A 23,881-nucleotide genomic window follows, 5' to 3' on the forward strand; every position below is an offset into this window, starting at 1 on the left:
TTGGGCCTTTTTCAGAACCGCCGCTTGCGTGCGTGTTTCTTTTTTGGCGATACGTGAAATCTCGATTTTCAACTGGGCTGCGAAGTTGCTCATGTTCTCTCCATTCTTTCGGAACCTGGATCATACGCAAAGCGCATGCCCCATCAGCACAGACCCACTGGGCGCGATGGAGCACCTGTTCATCGTGACTGGTTCTGCTTGCCCTGTGACCGGTTGTCACCTGAGCAGCAGGACATAGCTCAAAGACTGCTTAAATACAGGCACTGCAGGCCCCATCGGCCAAACCCCCTCAATCAATGGAACAGGAGCCCTCCATGACCACCCAGCTCAAAGGCCAAATCGCCTGGATCACCGGCGGGGGCAGCGGCATCGGTCTGGCCGGCGCGATGGCGCTGGCCCAGGCCGGTGCCCATGTGGTGATTTCGGGCCGCAACGCCGCCACCAACGCCAGCGCTTTGGCCTCGCTGCAGGCCCTGGGCAGCGCCGAGGCCTTGCTGCTGGACGTGGCCGACAAGCACGCCGTCAAGGCGGCGGCGCAGCAGATTCTGGACCGACATGGCCGCATCGACATCCTGGTGACCAGCGCAGGCACCAATGCCACGCAGCGCAATTTCGACGTGGTCACGCCCGAAGCCTGGGACGATGTGGTGGCCATCAACCTGTCGGGCCTGTTTTATTGCGTGCACGCGGTCCTGCCCGTCATGCGCCAGCAGCAAGGCGGCTTGATCATCAACGTGTCGTCTTGGGCGGGTCTGTATGCGTCCAAGCTCACCGGCCCGGCTTACAACGCCACCAAGCGCGCCGTGCTGGCCCTGACCGAGTCCATCAACATGGAAGAGTGCACGCACGGCATCCGCGCCACCTCGCTCTTGCCCGGCGAAGTGGCCACGCCCATTCTGGACAAACGGCCCGTGCCGCCCTCAGCTGAGCAGCGCGAATTGATGGTGCAAGCCGAAGACATGGGCCAGGCCATCTTGTTTGTGGCGCAAATGCCTGAGCGCACCTGCATCAACGAGTTGATCATCTCGCCCACCTTCAACCGCTTTTACACGGGCGGGCTGGAGACACCGCCCAAACGCTGAGCCCGGCCCGATGAGCCAGCTTTTCAGCGACAGCGCCAAGCACCGCCGCATCGGCATTGCGCTGGTGACCGTCACCACCTTGATGTTTGCGCTGCTCGACGCCTCGGCCAAGTGGCTGGTGATTTCCCTGCCCGTGATGCAGGTGGTGTGGATGCGCTTTCTTACGCATTCGCTGTTTTCCATCGCGGTGTTTGCGCCCTCGGTCAAAGGCGATTTGCTGCGCTGGCGGCACCCGCGCTTGCAGCTGCTGCGCGGCTTGATGCTGGCGTCCATGACTGCACTCAATTTTTGGGCCCTGCAGTATTTGCAGTTGGCCGAGACCGGCGCCATGCAGTTTTCCGTGCCAATTTTGATCGCCTTGCTTTCGGCCTGGTGGCTGGGCGAGCGGCTGGATGCCAAACGCTGGCTGGCGATTGCGGTGGGCTTTGCGGGGGTGCTGATCATCATCCGCCCAGGCAGCCAGGGCTTTCACCCGGCCATCTTGCTGTCGGCGCTCAACGCCATTTTGTATGCGCTGTTCAACATGATGACGCGCTACTTGGCCAGCAGCGAAAACCCGGCCACCACGCAACTGACCTCGGCGGTGGTGGCCACTTTGGCGCTGACGCCCGTGGCGCTGTGGCAATGGCAACAACCGGCCACGCTGCTCGAGTGGTTCGTGATGGCGCTGGCCGGTTTGTTCGGCGGCATTGGCCACTACTTTGTGGCCGTGGCGCACCGCTATGCGTCGGCGGCGGTGTTGGGTCCATTTTTGTACCAGCAAATCATTTACATGACCGTGTTGGGCTGGCTGGTGTTTGACCAGGTGCCTGACCTGGCCGTGGTGCTCGGCGCCTTGGTGGTGGTGGCCAGCGGTCTGTATTTGCTGTGGCGCGAGTTCCAAGGCGCAGGCCCCAAATGAGCACCTCAATTTATTGAACGGGCCCTTGAAGTTTTGAGCCCCGAACAAGGGATCACTTTTTGTAGGAGCCCACCCCGTGGGCGATGGGCGTGGCACACGCCCTGCAAGCCTTCGCCCAGAGGGTGGACTCCAACGGTGCGCCAGCGGCTGCGCTCTTGGGTCCTCAGTCAGTTCGGTGACACACAAGCGGCCCCCCAGCGCCCAAGATGGCATACACACGCTCTGCACTTGGGTCGTCATCACAGGAGTCCTGCATGTCTGCTTCTCAACGCTGGAAACACCGTCCACCTGGCTCGAACTGGGGCGACTTCGGACCCGACGACCAATGCGGGCGCATGAACCTGTTGACGCCCGAGAAAGTGCTGCAAGGCATGCAGGAGGTGCTCACGGGTCAAACCTTCAACTTGAGCCTGCCGCTGGATTTTCCAGGCGGCAACGTGCTCAACCCCAGGCGTCAGCCGCCTGTGCTGCGCCCAACGGTGCGCGAGGGCAAACCCAACATGAACTACCAGCTTTGGTGCGACGAGCCGGCCTGCACCGATGTGGTGTGCGACGACCTGGTGATCATGCATTTGCAGTACAGCACCCAGTGGGACAGCCTGGCGCATGTGGGCTCGATGTTCGACGCCAATGGCGACGGCGTGCCCGAGCCGGTGTATTACAACGGCTTTCGCGCTGGCACCGATGTGGTGGGCCCAAGCGGCAGCGAAGGCGCGGGGATTTTTGGCTTTCCAGAGATCGCCCGTGAATCAACATCCTCGGCCAAGGCGCTGGGCATCGAAAAAATGTCCGAGCGCTGCGTACAAGGCCGTGCGGTGATGATCGACCTGCATGCGCATCTGGGCCGTGAGCGGGTGCGGGTGGGCTACGACCTGCTGATGGACATCCTGAAAAAAGACCAAGTGGTGATCGAGCCCGGCGACATGGTGTGCCTGCACACCGGCTTTGCGCAGATGCTGCTGGAGATGAACAAACAGCCCGACCCGCACGCGGTCGAAAACTCCTGCGCCGTGCTGGAGGGGCGCGACGAGCGGCTGCTGCAATGGATCACCGATTCGGGATTGGTCGCCCTGATCGCTGACAACTACGCGGTGGAAGGTTTGCCCGCCTCGCCCCGCCCCGGCAGTTGCGCGGCTTTGCCCTTGCACGAGCATTGTTTGTTCAAGCTGGGCGTGCACCTGGGCGAAATCTGGCACCTCACCCCCTTGGCCGACTGGCTGCGTCAGAACGGCCGAAGCCGCTTCTTGCTCACCGCTCCGCCCCTGCGCTTGCCTGGGGCCATTGGCTCTCCGGCCACGCCGATTGCCACGGTCTAAGGCTGACGAGCGCTGCCCTCCCAGGCTGCAGCTGAGCCACCGAAATGGCTCATCCAACCGAATCCGGCCATCGAACAGCCCCAATTGAGATGAAAATTGAGCTCACAATTGGGGCTGGTTTGCTGAACAGACGCATGGAACGGACGCATGAATTTGCAATTGCTTGATTTCGACTGCAGCGAAGATGCCGAGGGCGTGGTCTGCTGGGATGCGCTGGCGCAACCTGCGCCCCAACACAACACGGCTTTGTTGCAAGAGGTTGCGCTGGTGCTGCGCTGGGCACACGGCTTTGACCACGAAGGCCCCGGCCCCTTGGAAAACGGTGCCAACTGGGACTTTGACCTGCAGGTCACGCTGCTGAGCCACGGCGGCAAGCCCCAAGTGACCACGCCCCGCTTTGTGCCCAGCACGGGGCAACTGAGCCTCTTGCCCGAGCCGGTCGACATGCAAAGCCTCTCGCTGAGCCTGACCTTGAGTGGCACGCCTGGTTTTGTGCAAGCCTTTCGCACCCAACTCGAGCAGGCATGAACACCCCGCAGGCTTCCCACGCACCTGAGGTGCCCAGCTTCAGGACCGCGATCAAGTTCTGGTTTTGGCTGGGCTGCATGAGCTTTGGCGGCCCGGCCGGGCAAATCGCGCTGATGCACGAAGAGCTGGTGGTGCGCCGCCGCTGGATTTCAGAAAAGCGCTACCTGCACGCGCTGAATTACTGCATGCTGTTGCCCGGCCCCGAGGCGCAGCAACTGGCCACTTACACCGGCTGGTTGATGCATGGCACGCGAGGAGGCATTGCAGCGGGCGCCTTGTTTGTGCTGCCGTCTTTGGTGTTGCTGATCGTGCTGAGCTGGGCCTACACCGCCTGGGGACAACACCCTTGGGGGCAAGCGCTGCTGTGGGGCCTGAAGCCCGCGGTCACCGCAATGGTGTTGCAAGCAGCGCACCGCTTGGCCTTGCGCACATTGAAAGCCCGCTGGCTATGGGCGCTGGCGGTATTGTCCTTGCTGGGCATGCTTTGGGGCCTGCCTTTTGTGTGGATCATTGCGGGCGCAGCGGCCACGGGCTATTACATGTCGCGACAGCCCTCAGGTCTTCAAGTCCAAGTCCCAAGCCAAGCTGGCCCAGAGCCCACCAGCGGCGTCATGGCTGCGCAGCACACCCCCATACCCGAAGCGCAAGAAACCAGACCCCCGGTCGTCGCCGGTCCGGCCCCGGCCTGGCTGGACGACGACACGCCCCCACCCGCGCACACGCACTACAGCCACCCGCGTCTGGTGCGCGCGCTGGCCTGGGGGGTGGGGTTGTGGGCTGTGACCCTGGGCCTGATCGCGCTGGTGTTCGGGCTGGGCCACACGCTCACGCTCATGGGCGGCTTTTTCACGCAAGCGGCCTTGCTCACCTTCGGCGGCGCTTACGCGGTGCTGCCGTTTGTGACGCAAACGGCCGTGGGCCAGTATGGCTGGCTGACGGCGGCGCAAATGATGGACGGGCTGGCACTGGGTGAGACCACACCAGGGCCGCTGATCATGGTGGTGGCATTTGTGGGCTTTTTGGGCGGGCACAGCCAGGCCTTGTTGGGCCACCCTGTGCTGGGCGGCATCGTGGCGGCCTGTGTGGTGACGTGGTTCACCTTCCTCCCCTCGTTTGTGTTCATTTTGGCGGGCGGCCCGCTGGTGGAGTCCACACGCCACATGCCCTCGCTGGCCGGGCCCTTGCAGGGCATCATGGCCGCCGTGATCGGCGTGATCGTGCACCTGGCGGGCGTGTTTGCACGCCAGACTTGGCTGCCCGGGGGCTGGCACATGCTGCCCGATCTGGGGGCTTTGGCCCTGACGCTGCTGGCCACTTGGTTGCTGATTCGCAGGCAACTGAGCGTGTTCAAGCTGCTGGGCCTTTGCACGGCACTGGGGCTGGTGTGGCAGCTGCTCGTTTGAGACCCTTTGCCACCACGTCACCACCCCGCAGCCGCGTCTGTGCCTTAATGCACACCCAGAACGCCCCACCAAGCCATGACCGAAGAATTCCAGATCCACATCCCCGCCTCCTTCATGGCGCTTTACGTGCCGCCCGGCAAGATCAAGCCCACGTTGGGCCAGCGCGATCTGGCCACGCGCTACGAGCTGTGCGAAGACCTGGCCAACCTGCTGACGGAAAAAGCCGCCAACATGCAGTTCACCCTGGGCATCACCGAAGAGCTGGTGCTGGCGCAATGCGAAGCCGGTCTGCTGGCCGAGCCTGCCGTGGTCACGCCTGGTGAGGCGCGCTGGGTGGTGTGCCGCCTGGCCGAGCTGCTGCAGTGGCCCATGGACCAGCTCTTGCAAGCGCCCACCCCGGGCCAGCCAGGTTGACCGTCCCATGAGCACACCCGATTTGCAAAAGCTGCTGACGGCCCCCATCTTGCCCACCTTGCTGCGCCTGACCGCACCCAATGTGCTGACCATGGTGATGACGGTGCTGGTGGGCATTGCCGAAACCTATTACGTGGGCCGCCTAGGCACCACGCCTTTGGCGGCCATGGCCCTGGTGTTTCCATTTGCCATGCTCACCCAAATGATGTCGGCTGGGGCCATGGGCGGGGGCGTGTCGGCGGCCATCAGCCGTGCCCTGGGTGCTGCAGACCTGCAGCGCGCAGACAAGCTGGTGCAACACGCCTTGCTGATTGGCCTGGGCGCAGGTCTGATCTACAGCGCCCTCTTCTTGCTGTGGGGTCCCGACCTTTACGCGCTGTTGGGCGGGCGGGGTGCGGTGCAGCTGCAGGCCGTGCAATACGGCCAAGTGCTGTTTGCCGGGGCCGTTTTGGTGTGGCTGATCAACACGCTGGCCTCCATCGTGCGGGGCACAGGCAACATGCGCGCGCCCTCTTTGGCGCTGGTGGCCACAGCGGTCTTGCAAATCGCGCTGAGCGGTATGCTGTCCCTGGGCGCCGGACCCGTTCCCGCCCTGGGCATGGTGGGGGTGGCCTTGGGACACATCCTGGCCACCGCGGTGGGCGTGCTGTATTTTCTGTGGTACCTGGTCCGCAGCCAAGGGCGTTTGACGCTGCACCTACAAGGCTTTGCGCTGCAGCGCCGTTTGTTTGCCGACATCCTGCGGGTGGGGGCTGTGGCCTGTTTGTCACCCGTGTGCAGTCGGTGCTGGCCATTTTGATTTTTACCGGCCTGCTGGCGCAGCTGGGCACCGAAGCGCTGGCCGGGTACGGCATTGGCCAGCGGCTCGAGTTTTTGCTGATTCCCATCGCCTTTGGCATCGGCGTAGCCGCCGTGCCCATGGTGGGCATGGCCATGGGCGCAGGCCAGGTGGCACGGGCGCGGCGGGTGGCTTGGGTGGCCGCGGGCCTATCGGCCCTGAACTTGGGGTTGATCGGCGCGGTGGTCACGCTGGCACCCGATGTGTGGGCGCGTCTGTTCTCACAAGACGAGGCGGTGCTGGCTTATGCAAGGCAATACCTGGTGACGGCCGGGCCTGCATTCCCTTTCTTTGGCCTGGGCCTCACGCTGTACTTTGCATCGCAAGGCGCAGGCCAGGTCATTGGGCCGGTGCTGGCGGGCACGGTGCGGCTGGTGTTGGTGGCGGGCGGGGGCTGGTGGTTGGCGCAACACCAAGGCACAGCGGACAACTTTTATGTGCTGGTGGCCTTGGCCATGCTGCTGTATGGGCTTGTGACCGCTGCGGCTGTGGCCTTCACGCCCTGGACTGCCTCGGCCAAGCGCAACGGGTGAACCAAGACGGGACTCGCCAGCCAGTCAACCCACTTTGGGCGCAAAAACTCAGGCGTCTAAAAAAGAGCTGATGCCGCGGCGGCGGGAGACTTGACCCAGTCGATCATACAAATCGACGGTGGCGGCCGACTCGCCTTGCAGGGCTTGCAAAGCGCCCTTAACAGCTTGCAACTGGCGTTGCAGCAGCTGAATGTTGCGCAAGTGGTCTTGTTTGCACTGCTGCAGGTCTGCCTGCAGGTTCTGCCACAAGACAGGCACGGCGTCTTGGCCAGCCACCCATTGGGCAACTTGGGACAGCCGTTCCAAAATGGTGATTCTCTCTTCCTGCAAAGCCTCAAAGCCCGCCATGTCGCGGGATTTCAACACCTCAAACTCCAACGCCAGCAACGCGGCCAGGCGTGCGGTATCCACCGGCGCATGGTCGAGCCAGGCATCCATCGTGCCCTGATGTGGGTCCAGCGCAGGCATGGTGGGGCTGAGGTTCATACCAAACTCATTCCTTGATCATTTTTTCAATGGCCATGAAGTTTTCGGCGATGCGGCGAGTATCGATGGGGTATTGGCCCTGTTGGATGGCCACTTTGATGGCCTCCACCTTGGCACGGTCGAATTCTGGCTCTTGCATGGCTTTTTGCGCAACAGCGCTCAGTTTGACTTCGTCCGTCTGGGGGGCCAGCACCTTGGTCAGGCCTTCTGACGCAACAGCCGAGGCGCGCTCCTGGGCCTTCGCAGACACCTGCCGATTGGACGCGTCCATTTGGGCAGCCCGGCGAAAACTAGAGATGGGATCAGTCATGATGGTTCTCTTTTCTGGTCTCTTTATAGTGAGCAGAAACCTCGCTCGTAATCAGTATCGGTTGCTCATTCTAGAACTTGAGCCCCACACGCATTTATTTTTAAAATTTCATCATCTGACATTTCAAAGGCCTTGGACCTGGTTGGGCCCTTTGACCAGCCCCGTCAGCATGCGCCCGGAATCGCGGTTTTTGAGTTTGATTTGCTCGCCATAGCGGCCATCTTGCTGCGCCTCTACCCGGGCCGAGATCTGGAAACCCTGAGCTTGCCCGATCGACATCAGCACCATTTGGCCTCTTTTGACGAGCAAAGTGGGCCGAATGTCTTGACTTCGCAGCGGGGCATCAGGGCGCACATCGCGCACCACCTCGCTGTGCAGAATTTGTGAAACTTGTTCCAACACATTGACAGGCATGCTGGATGCATCGACATCGACCAGCCGAACATGAGCCTCTGTCAAGCTCATGCCGCGCTGCAGCGGCACAGCGGCCACCAGCACTTGGCGTTTCTCCACCGGGGCGGGCTCGGCCTTGGCTGGGGCAGCAGCGGCCGCCGCGACACGCCCGGTCACAGCCACACGCACATAAAGCTGCCAGGCCGGTTGGGCGCAGCGCACACGGATGGTATCGGGGCTTGCAAAGGGCAGATCCATGGCCAGGGGGCTGGTGCAGGCCTTGACCTGCAGGCGCGGGTCCAGGGGGACGAGCACCACCGACTCGGCTGGGACCGATTGGGTTTGCACCACCCAATCAACCACCGACTTTTGCAGGGCCGCCGCAGGTGTGGCCGGTGCCGCCGCCAAGGCAGACCAGCTGCTCAAACAAAAGACCGCTCCGAGCCAAAGGCCTCGGATGGTGACCTGGTCCAGAAGTCGGCACAGCATTTGCATGGAGGGTTTCATAGGTGTGAAAGTTTTGACAGTGTTCATGATTTCCATCTACCAAGCAAAAACGAGACCAGCCCCCAAAAACACCTGCCATCCGCATGCGCAACCTGTTGCCTCCTTTGCCCAGCCTGCCCGCGCTGAGCCCCCCTGCCCCTTCGGGCAGTGGTGCGCTGCTGCCCGCATCAGGCCGCGCCGGGGCTTTCGGGCAGGTGCTGGCGCAGGTGTCCCCCCGCAGTGGCCTGGTCCAAGCGCAGGAAGGCGACACCTTGATTGGTCTGGTCAAGGCCCATTACCGGCAAAACCAGCAGCCCATCACCGAGCATCAGGCCATGCGCCTGGCCCACCAAGTGGCCGCACGCAACCAAATTGACAACCCAAACCTGATCCTGACGGGTCAAAAAATCGATTTTTCCAGTCTGCTCATGCCGGCCCTGGCCCGGGGTGAAGCCCCTGGACCTCTGGATTTGAATGCGCGCAGCGCGCAATCCGTGGCCCAACTGGCCTCCTCTTCGGCCTTGACCAGCAACGCTTTGGCCAACCGCCCCACCGCCTGGGCCAGCCAACCGATCCCCAACGGACAACACCCGGTGCTGGACAAAACATTGGAGCGGGCCATCGCCAAGGGTTTTGTGACCGCCTCGGACGCCCCTGCCGTCAAAGACAAAATCCTGGCGCTGGCCGACCGCTACAACTTCCAGCCCGATGACTTTGCCCGCCTGAGCCTCATGGAGAGCGGCGGCATGAATCCCCAAGCCAGCAATGGCCACTGCCACGGCATCATCCAGTTTTGCGATGGCCCCAACCGGGGCGCCGCCTCGGTGGGCTTCAAGGACAACCCCCGGGCGATTTTGGGCATGGGTTTGCTGCAGCAGTTGGACCTGGTGGACCGTTATTTCTCGCAAGCCGGTCTGCGCGTCAAAGGCCCCCCGGTCGGACTGGATGATTTATACCTGACGGTGCTGACCCCGGCTGCCCGGCAAGAAACCCGGCCCGATGCGCCGCTGTCCATTGCCGGGCCGCAGGCGCGTTACCTGCATGTGGGGCAAGACACGCGCGCGCCCATCACGCGCAATTCCATCCTAGCCGGGTTGCACACCTTGACCAACGCCCTGCTGCCGCAGGCCGCGCGCAGTGCGGTTGCGCCTGTGCTGAGCGCGGTTGGCAAGGGTGGCGTGGCCCGCCTGTACGACGAGGTGGCCAACACGCTGCCCACAGCGTTGCGCTGAGCAGCGGCAAATCCTGGCCGCAGGGCTTTGCCGCTGACGGCAAATTGCCGCTCCCGGCCGCAAGGGTCCATCGGCCTCACACCAAAGACAACAAATTCACTTGGCACGGCTTTTGCAGCTATCGACCACAAGCCGCTCAACTTGAGCACCCTTCGTCAAAAAATTGACGACACCTGTCCATCGAAACACGACCCCAGGAGTCCAGATGAATTTGTTAAACCAGGCACTCGGTGTGCATGAACAAGCTTTGCAAGTCAAAAGCCGACGCCTGGAAGTGTTGGCGCAAAACATCGCCAATGCCGACACGCCCAACTACAAAGCGCGGGACATCGACTTCAAGGCCGTGATGAAAGAGACCCAATTCAAGGACAACGCCATGCAGACCACCAGCCAAGGCCACTTTGCGCAGGGCCAGGGGCTGGACGCCGACGGCATGCGTTACCGCACCCCATTCAACACCGCTTTCGACGGCAACACCGTTGAAATGAGCGTCGAACAAGCCCAATACGGTAAAGCCGCAGCCGACTACCAGGCCACGCTGAACTTTCTGGAAAGCCGCGTGAGCAGCGTGCGCAAAGCCTTGAGGGGAGACTGATCATGTCGATGGACAACATTTTTGGCATTGCCGGCTCGGCGCTCAACGCGCAGCTGACCCGCATGAACGCCACCGCCTCCAACCTGGCCAACGCAGGCACCGTGGCCACCACAGAGCAGGATGCTTTTCGTGCCAAACGCCCGGTGTTCAAAGCCCTCATGGATTCTCAGATGACCCACAACGGCGCCCCTTATGTGGGTGGCGTGAAGGTCGACCGCATGGCCGATGACACCGCCCCGCCGCGGCGCGTATCTGACCCGAACAACCCCTTGGCCGACAAGGACGGTTTCGTCTACCAGACCAACGTGAGCGAAGTCACCGAGATGGTCGAGATGATGGCCTCCGCGCGCTCTTACCAAAACAACGTCGAAGTGATCAACACGGCGCGTCAACTGATGATGCGCACGCTGGACATCTCCAAGGCCTGATCTGAAAGCACACCATGGCCACCCCTAACGTCGCATCTTCCAGCCTGCTCCAAAACGTCTCGCGCTACGAAGACGTCAAAGACGCGGCCAAAAAAACCAACGAAGACATGGGCAAGCAGGAGTTCCTGACCTTGTTCACCGCCCAGTTGCAAAACCAAAACCCCTTGGAGCCCGTCAAGAACGAAGCTTTTGTGGCCCAGCTCGCGCAGTTTTCGCAGCTCGAAGCGCTGACCAACATGCAAGGTTCGCTGGACAGTTTTGTGAAATCCATGTCGGGCGAACGCATGCTGGGCAGCGCCGCGCTGATCGGCAAAAAAGTGTCGGTGACCGACACCCCCACCCAGCTGACTTCGGGCGGCACCCTCGACGGCAGCATCGACTTGCCGATGGGCGCCAGCGGCGTTCAGGTCAGCGTGTTCGACAGCCAAGGGCGTCTGGTTCAGGAGTTGATCGCAGGTCCGCAAGTGCCGGGCACCACCCCGATTTCATGGGACGGCAAGGACGCCGCAGAAAACCCTGTGCCCAGCGGCCTGTACCGTCTGAGCGCCACCGCCGTGGTCAATGGCAAGAGTGTCCCCGTTCCGGTCAGCACCTTGTCCACCGTGCGCGCCATCTCCAGCAATCCGGCCGACGGCAACGTCAGCGTCGAAGTCGACGGTGGCAAAACCATGCTGCTGACCGACGTCAAGCGCGTGGGCAGTTAAGCCCACCAACGCCCCAACACATTCTCACCCCACGCCTCACAGGAGCCTTCCAGCATGTCGTTCTATACCTCGCTCACCGGACTGAACTCGGCCACCGCCCAATTGGCCGTCACATCCAACAACATCGCCAACGTGGGCACCTCGGGCTTCAAGCGCTCCAGGGCCGACTTCGGCGACATTTTCTCAACCTCGCCGCTGCAAAAATCGTCCAGCAACATCGGCCAGGGCGTCTCGCTCAGGCAAGTGAGCCAGGAATTCAGCCAGGGCAACATCTCGACCTCGGGCAACTCGCTCGATCTGGCCATCACGGGCGACGGTTTTTTCCCGCTCAAAACGCCCGATGGTCTGCAAGACATTTACACCCGCAACGGCTCCTTCACCCTGAACGACCAAAACAACGTGGTCAACTCCACTGGCCAACGCCTGATGGCCGCCTCGGTCGACTCGTCCGGTAAGGCTGACTTGACCGACCTGAACGCCCTGACCATCCCCCCCAAAACCTCTGGCGAAGCGGTGGAAACCACCCAAATCCAGCTGGGCCTGAACCTGCCGGCCGACTCGTCCGTGATCACGGCCGAATTTGACCGCACCAACCCCAGCACCTACAACAAGAGTACCGCCTTGACGGTGTACGACAGCGGTGGCAACGGCTACCTGGCCACGGTGTACTACGCCAAAACCCAAAACGCCAGCCAAGACCAAACACCCCCCAGCTCGAAGTGGCAAACTTACTTTTTTGTGGGCGACACCCAAGTCAAACCGGCTTTGCAGCAAGCGACCGACAAAGTCGGCGGTACGCTGTTTGTCAACAAGTACGGCGATGTGCTGCCCAAGAGCGATTCCCGTGTGGTCCCCAGCTCTGGCACCACCGAGATGTTTTCTCTGGACCAACTGACTGACGTGCGACGATCCTCAGCCGCCACGGCTGTTGGCAGCGCGCTGACCACGGCCAACTTCGTCAATGGCGCCTTGGTCGGTGCCACCACAGGCACCTTGAGTTTCAAGATCAAATCCGATGTCCCAGCAGCCAATCAAACTGCTGCGGCGACCGATCAAACCATCACTTACACCCTGAAAGCTGGCGACCAAGACCCCGAAGTGTTGGCCCGCAACGTTGAAATTGCCATCAACAACGTGATGGGCTCATTGCCCGAGACACCGGCAACGCTTGGTTCAGCTGCAGGCGTGACCCCCGTCGTCGAAGCCACGCCCGCCATCCAAAATGCCCGTTTCGGCATCACCGTCGCTTTTGACCCTGATACCTCCAAGTTTTCCATTGCCTCGGGCACCACAGGCGATGGCTCCAGCATTGTGGTCAGCGGCGCTGACGCCAAAGCCATCGCTTTGATGGGTCTGACCGACTCGCCCAACTTGACCGTGACCTCATCGGCCACCGAGGCTGTGCGCGGCAAAGTCAGTGAACCTGCGGTTTTGCGCGGCGAAACCATGACCATCAACACCACCAAAAGTATCAGCACCACATCGTCTAACAAAGACTTTTTTGTGTCGGTGGATGGCTATGCCTTCAAGACGGAACTGCCCTTCCCCACCACGTACACCAACATCGACAGTTTTGCCAAGGCCCTGCAAGACAGCATCAACAGCAAAACCGACCCGTCCACAGGCCGCAAAGTCTCCGGTGTCATGGTCAACTTCGACCCCAAGGCCAAACAATTTGTGTTCACAACGGGGACAACGGGTGAAAACTCTGCCATCCAGGTCACCGGCTCTGCCGACTGGGGATTGGCCAACACCGAAATGACATTTGGCGCCACCAGCGAGTGGAAAAAATTGACCCAATTCACGGAAAACGGTGCACTGCAATTTGTTAAAAATGGCGTTCAAACCGAAGACGCCGCAGGGCTGTCCGAACAAACCGAATGGTGGCCTGTTTACTTGGACCGTGGCGAGCTCAGCTTCGACCTGACCGGTAAACCCATCTCGCCACTGACGGGCATGCCTTTCGAAACCGCGTTCTTGGCGGGCGGCAAGGGTGCCCTGACCATGTCGATTGACTTCACCAAGTCCACCCAATACTCCAGCGCATTCGCGGTGTTGTCTCAGTCGCAAGACGGCGCTCCTGAAGGCGAGTTGATGGGTCTGAACATCGGTGTGGACGGTCTGGTCAATGCAACCTACTCCAACGGCTCGCAAGTGTCCTTGGGCAAGATCGTGCTGGCCAACTTCTCCAGCCCCTCTGGCCTGCGCCAGGTGGGTGATGCCAGCTACTTGTCCTCCGCCATCTCGGGTGTCGCCAAGATCGGTGAAGCCGGTTCGGCCGGTTTCGGTTCGATCCGCGCAGGTGCCACCGAGCGTGCCAACGTGGACTTGACGCAAGAGTTGGTGGACCTGATCACCGCCCAGCGTAACTTCCAAGCCAACGCCAAAGCGATTGAAACCAGCTCCACCATGACCAGCGCCATCATCAACATCCGTGCTTGATGACCAGAACTGACCACGACTGAACCCCAGAGAGCCGCACCATGGACCGCCTTGTCTTCACATCGAACGCCACCATCAAAGAGCAGGCCACGGCACGCCAGGTGCTGGTCAACGACCTGGCCAACGTGTCCACCTTGGGCTTCAAAAGCAGCTACGACGTGGCCTTGCAATCGGTCAAGGTCGAAGGGGCAGGTTTTGATTCCCGCTTTCAGGCTCAGACCATTTCACGCGACCTGATCCGCATGGACCCTGGTCCGGTCATGGCCACCGGTCGCCCGATGGACGTGGCCATGGCGGGCAACACGGTGCTCACGGTGCAGGCCCCCAATGGCGACCTGGCTTTCACACGCCGGGGTGATCTGAAAGTGAACATCCAGGGCCAGCTGGAAAACGGTTCAGGCCACTTGGTGCTGGGCGAAGCCGGCCCCATCACCATCCCGCCGGGCCTGATGGTCAGCATCAACCCAGATGGCACCATTTATGCACGCGACCCGGCACAGATCGGCCCTGCCCCTGACGTGTTGATCGACCGCTTTCGCTTGCGCGATGTCACAGGCGTCAGCCTGGCCAGACGTTCTGACGGTTTGTTCAAGGTGTCGGAAAAACCAGATGGAACAGACATTGCTTTAACTGATCGACTGCCCCAGGTGATTTCGCAAGCCCTGGAGGGAAGCAACGTGAGTGCCATTGAAGCCATGACACGTTTGATCGATCACTCGCGCAGTTTTGAAACCCAGATTCGCATCATCAAGGAAATGAAAGGGCTCGACGAGTCCGGCGCTTCCATGATGAAAGCCGCTTAACACCTGACAGGAGAGCCCCATGGATGCCTCAATGTGGATTGCCAAGACCGGCCTGGATGCGCAGCAAACGCGCATGTCGGTCATCTCGAACAACCTGGCCAACGTCAACACGACGGGCTTCAAGCGCGACCGCGCCACCTTCGAAGACATGCTCTACCAGAACCTGCGCCAACCCGGGGCCCAAGTGGGCGCTGACGCACAAGCCCCCACCGGCTTGATGCTGGGCACGGGTGTGCGCATCGTGGCCACCGAAAAAACCCACACCCAAGGCAGCTTGGTCACCACCAAAAACGCGCTCGACATGGCGGTGCAAGGCGATGGATTTTTCCAGATTGCCCAGCCTGACGGCACGATTGGCTACTCACGCGATGGCAGCTTCAAACTCTCGGCCACCGGTCAGCTCGTCACCGCCAACGGCGCACCTTTGCAGCCGGCCATCAACATCCCCCCCAACGTGGCCAGCATCTCCATCGGCCAGGACGGCACGGTGTCGGTAGAGACCGCGGCAGGCGGCGGCGCCCAGGTGCTGGGGCAGATTCAGATTGCCCGCTTTTCCAACCCCGCAGGCCTGCAAGCCATTGGCCAGAACATGCTCAAGGAAACGACTGCCAGTGGCGCGCCCGTGGTCTCACAGCCCGGCCAAGCCGGCGCAGGCCAGTTGATGCAAGGGGCGCTGGAGGCGTCCAACGTGAACGTGGTGGAAGAAATGGTCAACATGATCGAAACCCAACGCGCCTACGAAATCAACTCCAAAGCCATCTCTGCCGTGGACGGCATGCTGCGCTTCCTGAACAACAACATGTAAGCCCGCCATGACAGCCCGCACCGATTTCATCACCCGCGTTTTTGCCCTTGGCTTGCTGGCCCTGGGCCTCGGCGGTTGCGCCACCGCCCCCGAGCCTTTGGCGCATTCCCCCGAATTTGCGCCCGTCATGCCCGTGGCCGTTGAAAAGCCCCGCATGGCCACAGGCGCCATTTACAACGGTCGGCACAGCGACAACTTCTTTGGCCGCAGCCGCAACTACCGCGTGGGTGATCTGATCACCGTCATGCTTGACGAGTCGACCCGCGCCGGTCGCGAGCAAAAAGGCACCGTCTCGCGCGATTCTGATAACAATGTCGTCCCCAGTGGCTTGGTGTCCAAAATCCAAAACCTGGCACTGCCCACCAAAATTTTGGGCACCACGCTCGGTGGTGTGTTCAATGGCGTCAACCTGAACGAATCAAGCATCAAAAGCAGCGGCGTGGGCACAGCCGGCCAAAGCGCCAGCCTGACGGGCGCGGTGTCGGTCACCGTGGTCGAGGTGCTGGCCAACGGCAACCTGATGGTGCGCGGCGAAAAACAATTGGCCCTGACGGAAGGTGCCGAGGTCATCCAGGTCAGCGGCATCATCCGCCCCGACGATGTGTCGCCCAACAACATGGTGCAGTCACGCCGCCTGGCCAATGCCCAAATTGCCTACCGTGGCACGGGCGACATGGCGGCGGTGGCCAAGACGGGTTGGGGCACCAAAGCCTTGCTCAAGGTCTGGCCTTTTTGAGCGATTGACACCCGAAAAGACCCCCTATGAAAACCACCCTCTTTGCCCTTGTGTTGCTGCTCGGCCTGAACGCCAGCGCCTGGGCTGACCGCATCAAAGACCTGGCCAGCGTGGCCGCAGGCCGCACCAACCAACTCATTGGTTACGGCCTGGTGGTGGGCTTGCAAGGCACGGGTGACGGCGCCGATGTGTCCTTCACCGCGCAAAGCATGAAGTCCATGCTCAGCCGCATGGGCGTGAGCCTGGACGGCAAATTGTCGGACTTCGACCAAAGTGACAGCGCCGGCAAGATTGACATCAAGAACGTGGCCGCCGTGATGGTGACCGCAGAACTGCCCCCTTTCGCCAAGCCGGGCCAAAGAATTGACATCAACGTCTCGGCCATTGGCAAGGCCACCAACCTGCGCGGCGGCAACTTGCTGTTGACCAGCCTGCGCGGCGTGGACGGCGAGGTATACGGCATCGCCCAAGGGGCGCTCACGGCCACAGGCATCGATGCCAACGCGGCCGGCTCCAAAGTCAATATCGGTGTCCCCACCTCGGCCCGCGTGCCCAACGGTGCCACGGTCGAACGCATGGTCGACACCCCATTCGAGAGCTCTGACCATGTGGTCATGAACGTGCGTGAATCGGACTTCACCACCACCACGGCCATCGTGAACGCTGTCAACAAGAGTTTTGGCGAAGGCACAGCCCGCGCCATCGACGGCATGTCCCTGGCCATCCGAGCACCCACCGACATGTCTCAGCGCGTGGCATTCATGAGCATGGTGGAAAACCTGGACGTGGTGCCCGGCGAACCCCCTGCCCGCGTAGTGATCAACTCCCGCACCGGCACCGTGGTGATCAGCCGCAACGTGCGCGTGACGGCTGCGGCCGTGGCGCACGGCACCATCTCGGTCGCCATTGCCGCGACCAACGAAGTCTCGCAACCCAACCCTCTGGCCCAAGGCCAAACGGCCCCGGTGGAAAACGCCCAAATTGCGGTGACCGAGCCCAAAAACCCGATGTTCTTGTTCCAGCCCGGCGTGGACCTGCGCCAGGTCGTGGACGCGGTCAACCAAGTGGGCGCCACGCCTTCCGCCCTGATCGCCATCCTGGAAGCCCTCAAAAGCACCGGCAGCCTGCGGGCCGAACTGATCATCATCTGATCCGCTTGAAAACGTCTGAGAACTGAACCACCCACCCGCCATGAACGACATCAGCTCTTCCGGTTCTTATCTGGACTTCAACGCCCTGGCGCAGTTGAAGGGCGAAGCCGCACGCGACCCCAGCAAAGCAGTCCGCAAGACCGCCGAACAATTCGAGGCTTACTTCATCCAGCAAATGATGAAGACCATGCGCGACTCGATCGAAAAAAGCGACCTCGTTGAAGGCGGCAACATGGAGATGTACCAGGACCTGATGGACAAGGAAGTGTCGCTCAGCATGGCCAAGCGCGGCGGCATGGGTTTGGCCGACATGATGGAACGCCAGATGAACCAGGCCCAAGCCATGAGCACGCAAGACGCGTTGCGCCAGCGCCTGCCGATCAGCCTGAGCGCCCCCGCCCTGCCCCTGAACCCGGCGCGCGAGCCAGTGTCTCTCAAGCCAGCGGCTGCTGAGGCCTACCGCCTGGAGCGCACCAGCGGCTTCATGCTCGGAGATAAACCATGAGCGACTTGCTCAGTATCGGCAGCTCGGGCGTCACGGCTTACCAACGGGCGCTGGCCACGGTGTCGAACAACATCGCCAACGTCAACACCGACGGCTACACACGCCAAGACGTTTCCCTGACCGCCAACCAGCCACGTCAGATCGGCAACAGTTATCTGGGCACCGGCGCACGCTTTGATTCAGTCCAGCGCCAATACGACGCCTTTGTCGAGTCCAACCTGCGCAACAGCAACAGCGACCTGGAAAGCCAAAAGCCCCTGCTGTCTTACGTGAACCGCCTGATCGACGTGATGGGCGATGAAAGCATCGGCTTGACCACGGCGATGAACCTGTTTTTTGAATCGGCACGCGACCTGGCCACCGACCCGGCTTCGGTGGTTTCGCGCAGCATCTTTTTGCGCGATGCCGATGGCCTGGCGGCACGGTTTCGCCAGCTGGCAGGTCAATTTGAATTGCTCGACAACGAAACCCGCCAATCGGTAGAAACCGATGTCGGCCAGGTCAATGCCCTGACCGCGCAGCTGGCCCAAATGAACAAGCAATTGGCCAAACACAGCACGGAAGCCAGCCAACCCTCAGAGTTGCTGGACCAGCGCGACTTGTTGTTGCGAGAGTTGTCCAGCCTGATTTCCGTCAAAACGCGCTTTGAAAACAACGGCGCAGTCATTGTCAGTGTGGGGGACACCCTGGACCAGGGCATCCTGGTGAACCAAAACACCTCGCGTGCCATCAACGTCATGCAATCGAGCCTCGAAAGCACCAAGATCGAGTTTGTCATCGACGCCTATGGCCAACCCGAAACCATGACTGGCATTACCAGCGGCAAGATCGGAGGCGTGATGAGCTTTCGCGAGCAGGTCTTGAACCCCGCCAGCGACTCACTGGACAACCTGGCCATCGCCGTGACCCGAGAAGTCAACAAGGTGCACCGCGATGGGCTTGATGCCGAAGGCCAACTGGGCGGTGACCTGTTTGGCTTTGCCGCAGACAAAACAGGCCAAGCCTCGGGCATGAACCTGTTGGTCCAAGATGCCAACCGGGTGGCCGCCGCCGGCCAGTTCAGGGTCATTGACAACCCGCTCAACAGCGGCTCCGCACAAGCCCGGGTGACCTACACGCCCCCCCTGTTTCAAGGTCCCACGCAGCTGCTCGGCGATCTTGCGTTGGCCAAAGTGCCACAAATAGCCACCTTGCCCAGCGTGACCATTGAAGCCAGCCAAGGCTTCAGCAGTCTGGGGCTGATTCCGATCGGCACACAAAATCTGGCGTTGACCCTGCAAGCGCCGGGGCCAGGCCAAACCCTGCAAGTGCTGACCCGCGATGGCCGTCACCTGATTGGCCGCGCCCTGAATGACACCCAACAAGGCCTGATGGTCAAAGCCGGCAACGGCATGGAGGTCGGCGCCACTTACAGCACCGAAGCCCTCAACGGCACAGCGCCTGCCAGCTATTTGGGCATGGACATTTTCATGGGCGCCAAAGCCAGCGTCAGCCTGATGCAGCAGTTCAACGCCACGACTGGCGAGGCCCAGGCCCCTCTGGCTGTGGCCGCTCAGCTAACCGGCAACACCTTCGTGGGCTCCGCTGGCACGATCGCCGCCAACACCTTTCAGTTAAACGGGCAAAACCTGCCCGAATTGAGCGGGCCGCTGACTTTGGCCTCGGTTGTCAACTGGCTCAATACCGCCACCGCCGCCGACCCCGTGGCCAGCCGCATCACCGCCTCCAGCCAGGATGGCAAACTGGTGCTCAGCAGGCCGTCTGGCAACACCACCCAAGACATCCGCCTGGGACTGGGTGCCAATGGCACCCCTGCTGACTTGCAGCGTCTGGGTTTTGACACCACCCTCAACATCGAAGGCGCGACACCCGACGACCTGTTGGTCTTTGTGACCGACACCGCCATCCCCGCCGCCGCCGCCAGCAGCACGGTGAGCGTGCGCGCTCAGTTCACCGACATCGCGGGCAACATGAAGCAAGCACTGCGCGCCTCTGAGCTCAAGGTCAGCTTCACCAGCAACACTCAATACAAAATCATCGACACCCGCACCCAGTCGGTATTGGCCGAGCGGACGCTGCAGGCCAACTCCTTGTCCACCACACCCAGCCTGAGCTACCGGGGCCTGAAACTGGAGTTTTCCACCGCGCCCAAGCAAGGTGACGAGTTCACCATTGACAACAACCGCGATGGCATTGGCAACAACGAGACCATGCTGGCCCTGGTGGCCCTGGAAAGCGAACGCGTGATGCCTGGCGGCCTGACCATCACCGAGGCCTACATAGAACGCGTCAACTTGGTGGGCAGCGTGGCCCGGCAGGCCGCCATTGCCGAGCAGGCCCTGAGCGTGGTCTACCAACAAGCCCAAGAGGCTCGCGACGGTATCTCGGGCGTCAGTCTGGACGAGGAAGCCTCTGCCCTGGTGCGCTTCCAGCAAGCCTACCAAGCCAACGCCAAAGTCATGCAAACCGCCATGGCTTTGTTCGAAGCGATCTTGCAAGTGCGCTGAACGGAATCACCATGAAAATCTCCACCTCGTTCCTGTTTGACCGCGCCACTGAACGCATGAGCACCATCCAGAACAAACTGGCCACCACCCAAGCCCAGCTGGCAGTAGGCAAGCAATTTCTCTCGCCCAGTGATGCCCCCGACCAAGCTGCAGCGATCCAGCGTCTCAAGGGCGAAGTGGAGCGCCAAGACAGTCACATGCGCACCCTCCAGGTGGCCATACGCAGGTATACCGCTGAAGAAACCGCCTTGTCATCGTCCAACGATATTCTGATTCGGATGAAAGAACTCGGCTTACAGGCTGCCACCGACACCCTGGCTCCTGATGATCGCAAGGCCATTGGCATGGAAATGAAAGCCCTGCGTGACCAACTGCTGAGCTTGGGCAATACGCGCGACGACAGCGGCAACTATTTGTTTTCTGGCACTCGGGTGAACACCCCCGCCTTTGCCGAAGACGCCACCGGCAAAGTCATCTACCAGGGAGACCAGACGCAGACCCGTATTCCAGCTGGCGTAGAGCGTACTGTCCAGTTCACTCGAGCGGGCACCGACGTCTTCAGCCGCGTGGTGCGTGACAACCTCAATCAAACCAGCACAAGCGTCGGTTTTTTTGATGCACTGGATCAGATGATCGAAAGCATCGACGCCAGTCAAACTCAAAGAATTCAACAAGGTGTGGCGGATATCACACAAATGCATAACAACCTGACGCTCGCACAAGCACAAAACGGATCAGACCAATCGGTGGTGCAGGCGCAACTCGATGTGCTGGATGAGACCACTTTGCGCATCAAGTCTACGCTGTCTGAGATTGAAGACTTGGACTATGCCGAGGCGGTGACGCGGATGAACAAGGAAATGATGTCGCTCGAGGCGGCCATGGGCAGCTTTCAAAAGATATCCAGCATGACTCTTTTTGACTACATCCGTGGTTGATTGTCCAAAAACTTCAGCTTTTGCGTTCTGCGCCGATACCTGAGAAGACGTAGCGCAAGTTCGCGCTTAAAAAATAGCGAGTGATCATCTGACCATGGCTTCTACCAACCTTATCTCTGCTTTGGGTGCTGGTTCCGGCGTCGATGTCAAAGCACTCGCCGAAAGTCTGGTTGAGGCCGAGCGGGCGCCCAGAAAAGAGCGTATCGACACCAAGATCACTCAAACAGAAGCCAAAATCTCTGGCTACGGGGCACTCAAATTTGCACTGTCAGAATTGCAAACGGCTTTCAGGACCTTGAACGATGCCCGAGATTTTTCCACGTTAACTGCGACCAACAGCCAAACCAGCGCCATCGGAATCGCCACCGACTCCAGTGCAGTCGCCGGTGCATACAACATCGAGGTCACCCAGTTGGCACAAGCCACGAGGTGGACCAGCAACTCCATCGCCTCTGGGACAACCTTCAATTCGGGGTCAGCTTTTAATCTGACTTTCACGGTCGGCGGTACATCCACAGCCGTAGAAATCAGTACCACCACACCAGAGGGCGTGGTCACTGCCGTGAATGCCCAAACGGCCACCACTGGGGTCAGTGCTCAGCTGATCAACACCGGAAGCGCCTACACATTGGTTTTTACAGGCGAGGAAGGTGCCGACAATGATTTCACCGTCACCAGTGCCGCCGGTGATTTGACGTTTCAAGCCAACGCCTTGCAAAGTGCACAAAACGCCCTGTTGAGCATCAACGACATCGACATCACATCGTCGAGCAACACCGTTGACGAAGCCCTGAAAGGTGTCACGCTCAAACTTTACACCACAACTTCTGGCTCAGCGCGAGTCAGCCTTACCCCGGAAATCAGCACCGTCAAAGCCAATATGCAAGCGCTGGTCTCGGCTTACAACATTTTTTCAGACAGCGTCAAGATCCTCAATGACCGCAGCAGTGAAGTCGAGGAATTTGGCGGTGCCTTGGCAGGTGACAGCCTGCTTCAAAGCATCAAATCTCAAGTGCGAAGCATGATCACGGGAGATTTCACGCTTTACACCGATACCGTTAACCTGACCGACCCTCAAAACGCCAACATCAATGCCGCCTGGCAAGTGGGATTGAGTTTTGACCGCACCGGCAAACTTCAGCTGGACGAAACCAAACTGGCCAGCGCTTTCAGCACATACCCCACCGAAGTGGTGACGCTTTTCACGGCCAACTCCAACGACCTGAGTGTGTTCAGTACAGACTCTGCCGGTTTGGCCGGTACGGCTGTCCGCAAGCTCGACGAAATGCTGAGGTCCACCAGTTTGCTCACGGAGCAAACGACCAATGCCACTAAAAAAGTCGATCTCTACAAAGCCGATCTGTTGAAACTGGAAGAGCGCATGACTGCACTGCTTGAGCGCTACTTGAAACAGTTTGCCCTGATGGACAGCATCGTGGGCAGCAGCAACAGCATGCGTGAGAGCATGAAGAGCAGCTTTGAGGGCATGATGGCCTCTTACTCCAATAAGTAAATTTATTGATTCATTCACTATTATTTTGTTCATTTTTAAGTATTTTTCAATGAACAGAAAATGTTTCTTTAAAAAACTTCCTCAAGTTTGATCAGATCGGTCCGATACCTTCAATGTCCTTCTCCGTGAATTACCCGCAACTTGGGTGATTTTGCGTTCTCGCAAAAGAGAAGGCCTTGAAAGGATCTCGCCATGAGCACCGACAACACACGAGTTTCAGCGCCACTGCAGTACAGGCCAGCGCCAGCTGTGCCTGAAACTGCCAAGCCAGGTATCAAAGAAACTACCGCGCCTCCAGAGGTCAAACTGGCCTTGCCCGAAAAGACAGACCTCCAGCTCGACCCCAAGCAAATGCAGAAGAACCTGCAAGATGCCATTGAACGGTTGAACGAGCAAATGAAAAGCAACGGCCGTCAACTCAATTTTTCAATTGACAAAACGATCGACCGCACCATCGTCCAGGTCAAAAACGCTGAAACTGGAGAAGTGATTCGTCAAATTCCTGATGAAACCCTGCTGCGGGTGGCCCACAACATCGAGCAAGTCAAAGGCATGTTGCTGGATGAAAAGTCGTGAACCACAAATTATTTGTTGTTGTACTTAAAGTTTTGAATTGACTGGCCGATTCATCAACCATGCAAGAGGAAATATCCACCTTGCTCTGGAACATCTTCCATAAACATTTTGTGCCATCAGGAGTTCTACCATGACCGCCATCAACACCAACGTCAAATCGCTCATTGCACAGCAAGCACTGACCGTGAACAACCGGGGTCTGAGCAAGACCATGGAGCAACTGTCGACCGGCAAGCGCATCAACAGCGCAGCCGAC

At 60.2% G+C, this 23,881-nt stretch carries 25 protein-coding genes and 1 pseudogene; 23 read left to right on the forward strand and 3 right to left on the reverse strand.

The features are described from left to right. The first annotated feature begins 314 nt into the window (after nucleotides 1–314). The 8 genes from ACIQ47_RS08080 (at nucleotide 315) to ACIQ47_RS08115 (ending at nucleotide 7,015) form a co-directional block, all read left to right on the forward strand. Complete coding sequence (locus ACIQ47_RS08080; RefSeq protein ID WP_396437652.1) at nucleotides 315–1,082, forward strand: SDR family oxidoreductase; 768 nt, start codon at nucleotides 315–317, stop codon at nucleotides 1,080–1,082. Nucleotides 1,083–1,092: 10 nt separating this feature from the next. Beyond that, nucleotides 1,093–1,983 (forward strand): DMT family transporter, encoded by an 891-nt coding sequence (locus tag ACIQ47_RS08085; RefSeq protein ID WP_396437653.1) that lies wholly within the window; start codon nucleotides 1,093–1,095, stop codon nucleotides 1,981–1,983. 254 nt (nucleotides 1,984–2,237) lie between these two features. Continuing rightward, on the forward strand, nucleotides 2,238–3,299 hold the full coding sequence (locus tag ACIQ47_RS08090) for a cyclase family protein (RefSeq protein ID WP_396437654.1): 1,062 nt from the start codon (nucleotides 2,238–2,240) through the stop codon (nucleotides 3,297–3,299). Nucleotides 3,300–3,446: 147 nt separating this feature from the next. Continuing rightward, the gene (locus tag ACIQ47_RS08095) at nucleotides 3,447–3,827 is read left to right on the forward strand and encodes a hypothetical protein (protein ID WP_396437655.1); all 381 of its coding nucleotides are present in this window, start codon (nucleotides 3,447–3,449) and stop codon (nucleotides 3,825–3,827) included. Beyond that, nucleotides 3,824–5,230: a chromate transporter gene (locus ACIQ47_RS08100; protein WP_396437656.1), complete on the forward strand. Its 1,407-nt coding sequence runs from the start codon at nucleotides 3,824–3,826 to the stop codon at nucleotides 5,228–5,230. Before ACIQ47_RS08095 ends, ACIQ47_RS08100 begins: the two co-directional genes overlap by 4 nt. 75 nt (nucleotides 5,231–5,305) lie before the next feature. Beyond that, nucleotides 5,306–5,644, forward strand: a complete 339-nt coding sequence (locus ACIQ47_RS08105; protein ID WP_396437657.1) for an ATPase with chaperone activity — start codon at nucleotides 5,306–5,308, stop codon at nucleotides 5,642–5,644. Between the two features lie 7 nt (nucleotides 5,645–5,651). Continuing rightward, nucleotides 5,652–6,443: an MATE family efflux transporter gene (locus tag ACIQ47_RS08110; protein WP_396437658.1), complete on the forward strand. Its 792-nt coding sequence runs from the start codon at nucleotides 5,652–5,654 to the stop codon at nucleotides 6,441–6,443. Next, complete coding sequence (locus ACIQ47_RS08115) at nucleotides 6,428–7,015, forward strand: MATE family efflux transporter (protein WP_396437659.1); 588 nt, start codon at nucleotides 6,428–6,430, stop codon at nucleotides 7,013–7,015. The genes ACIQ47_RS08110 and ACIQ47_RS08115 overlap by 16 nt, the downstream gene beginning before the upstream one ends. A gap of 48 nt (nucleotides 7,016–7,063) precedes the next feature. Here the strand turns inward: ACIQ47_RS08115 and ACIQ47_RS08120 are convergent, their stop codons facing one another. The 3 genes from ACIQ47_RS08120 to flgA form a co-directional block, all read right to left on the reverse strand. Beyond that, nucleotides 7,064–7,501, reverse strand: a complete 438-nt coding sequence (locus ACIQ47_RS08120) for a flagellar protein FlgN (RefSeq protein ID WP_396437660.1) — start codon at nucleotides 7,499–7,501, stop codon at nucleotides 7,064–7,066. 7 nt (nucleotides 7,502–7,508) lie between these two features. Continuing rightward, entirely contained in the window at nucleotides 7,509–7,811 is a 303-nt protein-coding gene (gene flgM, locus ACIQ47_RS08125; protein ID WP_396437661.1) for a flagellar biosynthesis anti-sigma factor FlgM, read from the reverse strand. Nucleotides 7,812–7,934: 123 nt separating this feature from the next. After that, nucleotides 7,935–8,738 (reverse strand): flagellar basal body P-ring formation chaperone FlgA, encoded by an 804-nt coding sequence (flgA, locus tag ACIQ47_RS08130; protein WP_396437662.1) that lies wholly within the window; start codon nucleotides 8,736–8,738, stop codon nucleotides 7,935–7,937. Nucleotides 8,739–8,794: 56 nt separating this feature from the next. On the opposite strand from flgA, the gene ACIQ47_RS08135 reads away from it, so the two are divergent. From ACIQ47_RS08135 to ACIQ47_RS08205, 15 genes and pseudogenes are all read left to right on the forward strand, one after another. Next, complete coding sequence (locus ACIQ47_RS08135; protein ID WP_396437663.1) at nucleotides 8,795–9,922, forward strand: hypothetical protein; 1,128 nt, start codon at nucleotides 8,795–8,797, stop codon at nucleotides 9,920–9,922. Nucleotides 9,923–10,127: 205 nt separating this feature from the next. After that, entirely contained in the window at nucleotides 10,128–10,517 is a 390-nt protein-coding gene (gene flgB, locus ACIQ47_RS08140; protein ID WP_396437664.1) for a flagellar basal body rod protein FlgB, read from the forward strand. Between the two features lie 2 nt (nucleotides 10,518–10,519). Beyond that, nucleotides 10,520–10,945 carry a flagellar basal body rod protein FlgC gene (gene flgC, locus ACIQ47_RS08145; RefSeq protein WP_396437665.1) on the forward strand — a complete coding sequence of 142 codons (426 nt, stop codon included), beginning with the start codon at nucleotides 10,520–10,522 and terminating at the stop codon, nucleotides 10,943–10,945. A gap of 14 nt (nucleotides 10,946–10,959) precedes the next feature. Continuing rightward, the gene (locus ACIQ47_RS08150; RefSeq protein WP_396437666.1) at nucleotides 10,960–11,649 is read left to right on the forward strand and encodes a flagellar hook assembly protein FlgD; all 690 of its coding nucleotides are present in this window, start codon (nucleotides 10,960–10,962) and stop codon (nucleotides 11,647–11,649) included. A 54-nt stretch (nucleotides 11,650–11,703) separates the two neighbouring features. Continuing rightward, entirely contained in the window at nucleotides 11,704–14,091 is a 2,388-nt protein-coding gene (locus ACIQ47_RS08155; RefSeq protein WP_396437667.1) for a flagellar hook-basal body complex protein, read from the forward strand. Nucleotides 14,092–14,132: 41 nt separating this feature from the next. Continuing rightward, the gene (locus ACIQ47_RS08160) at nucleotides 14,133–14,894 is read left to right on the forward strand and encodes a flagellar basal body rod protein FlgF (RefSeq protein WP_396437668.1); all 762 of its coding nucleotides are present in this window, start codon (nucleotides 14,133–14,135) and stop codon (nucleotides 14,892–14,894) included. 19 nt (nucleotides 14,895–14,913) lie between these two features. Beyond that, the gene (gene flgG, locus ACIQ47_RS08165; protein ID WP_396437669.1) at nucleotides 14,914–15,699 is read left to right on the forward strand and encodes a flagellar basal-body rod protein FlgG; all 786 of its coding nucleotides are present in this window, start codon (nucleotides 14,914–14,916) and stop codon (nucleotides 15,697–15,699) included. Between the two features lie 7 nt (nucleotides 15,700–15,706). Further along, nucleotides 15,707–16,435 (forward strand): flagellar basal body L-ring protein FlgH, encoded by a 729-nt coding sequence (locus ACIQ47_RS08170; protein WP_396437670.1) that lies wholly within the window; start codon nucleotides 15,707–15,709, stop codon nucleotides 16,433–16,435. A gap of 26 nt (nucleotides 16,436–16,461) precedes the next feature. Next, entirely contained in the window at nucleotides 16,462–17,586 is a 1,125-nt protein-coding gene (locus tag ACIQ47_RS08175) for a flagellar basal body P-ring protein FlgI (RefSeq protein ID WP_396437671.1), read from the forward strand. Nucleotides 17,587–17,626: 40 nt separating this feature from the next. Continuing rightward, entirely contained in the window at nucleotides 17,627–18,091 is a 465-nt protein-coding gene (locus ACIQ47_RS08180) for a rod-binding protein (RefSeq protein WP_396437672.1), read from the forward strand. After that, a complete protein-coding gene (gene flgK, locus ACIQ47_RS08185; RefSeq protein ID WP_396437673.1) occupies nucleotides 18,088–20,598 on the forward strand; it encodes a flagellar hook-associated protein FlgK in 2,511 nt (836 codons plus the stop codon). Before ACIQ47_RS08180 ends, flgK begins: the two co-directional genes overlap by 4 nt. Before the next feature lie 11 nt (nucleotides 20,599–20,609). Continuing rightward, nucleotides 20,610–21,536: a flagellar hook-associated protein FlgL gene (flgL, locus tag ACIQ47_RS08190; RefSeq protein WP_396437674.1), complete on the forward strand. Its 927-nt coding sequence runs from the start codon at nucleotides 20,610–20,612 to the stop codon at nucleotides 21,534–21,536. Between the two features lie 94 nt (nucleotides 21,537–21,630). Further along, a complete protein-coding gene (fliD, locus tag ACIQ47_RS08195; RefSeq protein WP_396437675.1) occupies nucleotides 21,631–23,049 on the forward strand; it encodes a flagellar filament capping protein FliD in 1,419 nt (472 codons plus the stop codon). A gap of 192 nt (nucleotides 23,050–23,241) precedes the next feature. After that, nucleotides 23,242–23,625: a flagellar protein FlaG gene (locus ACIQ47_RS08200; protein WP_396437676.1), complete on the forward strand. Its 384-nt coding sequence runs from the start codon at nucleotides 23,242–23,244 to the stop codon at nucleotides 23,623–23,625. A 130-nt stretch (nucleotides 23,626–23,755) separates the two neighbouring features. Further along, nucleotides 23,756–23,881, forward strand: a pseudogene (locus tag ACIQ47_RS08205) (flagellin FliC); the annotation flags it as partial.

It is taken from the genome of Limnohabitans sp. (assembly GCF_044373035.1).
Lineage (GTDB): Bacteria > Pseudomonadota > Gammaproteobacteria > Burkholderiales > Burkholderiaceae_C > Limnohabitans_A.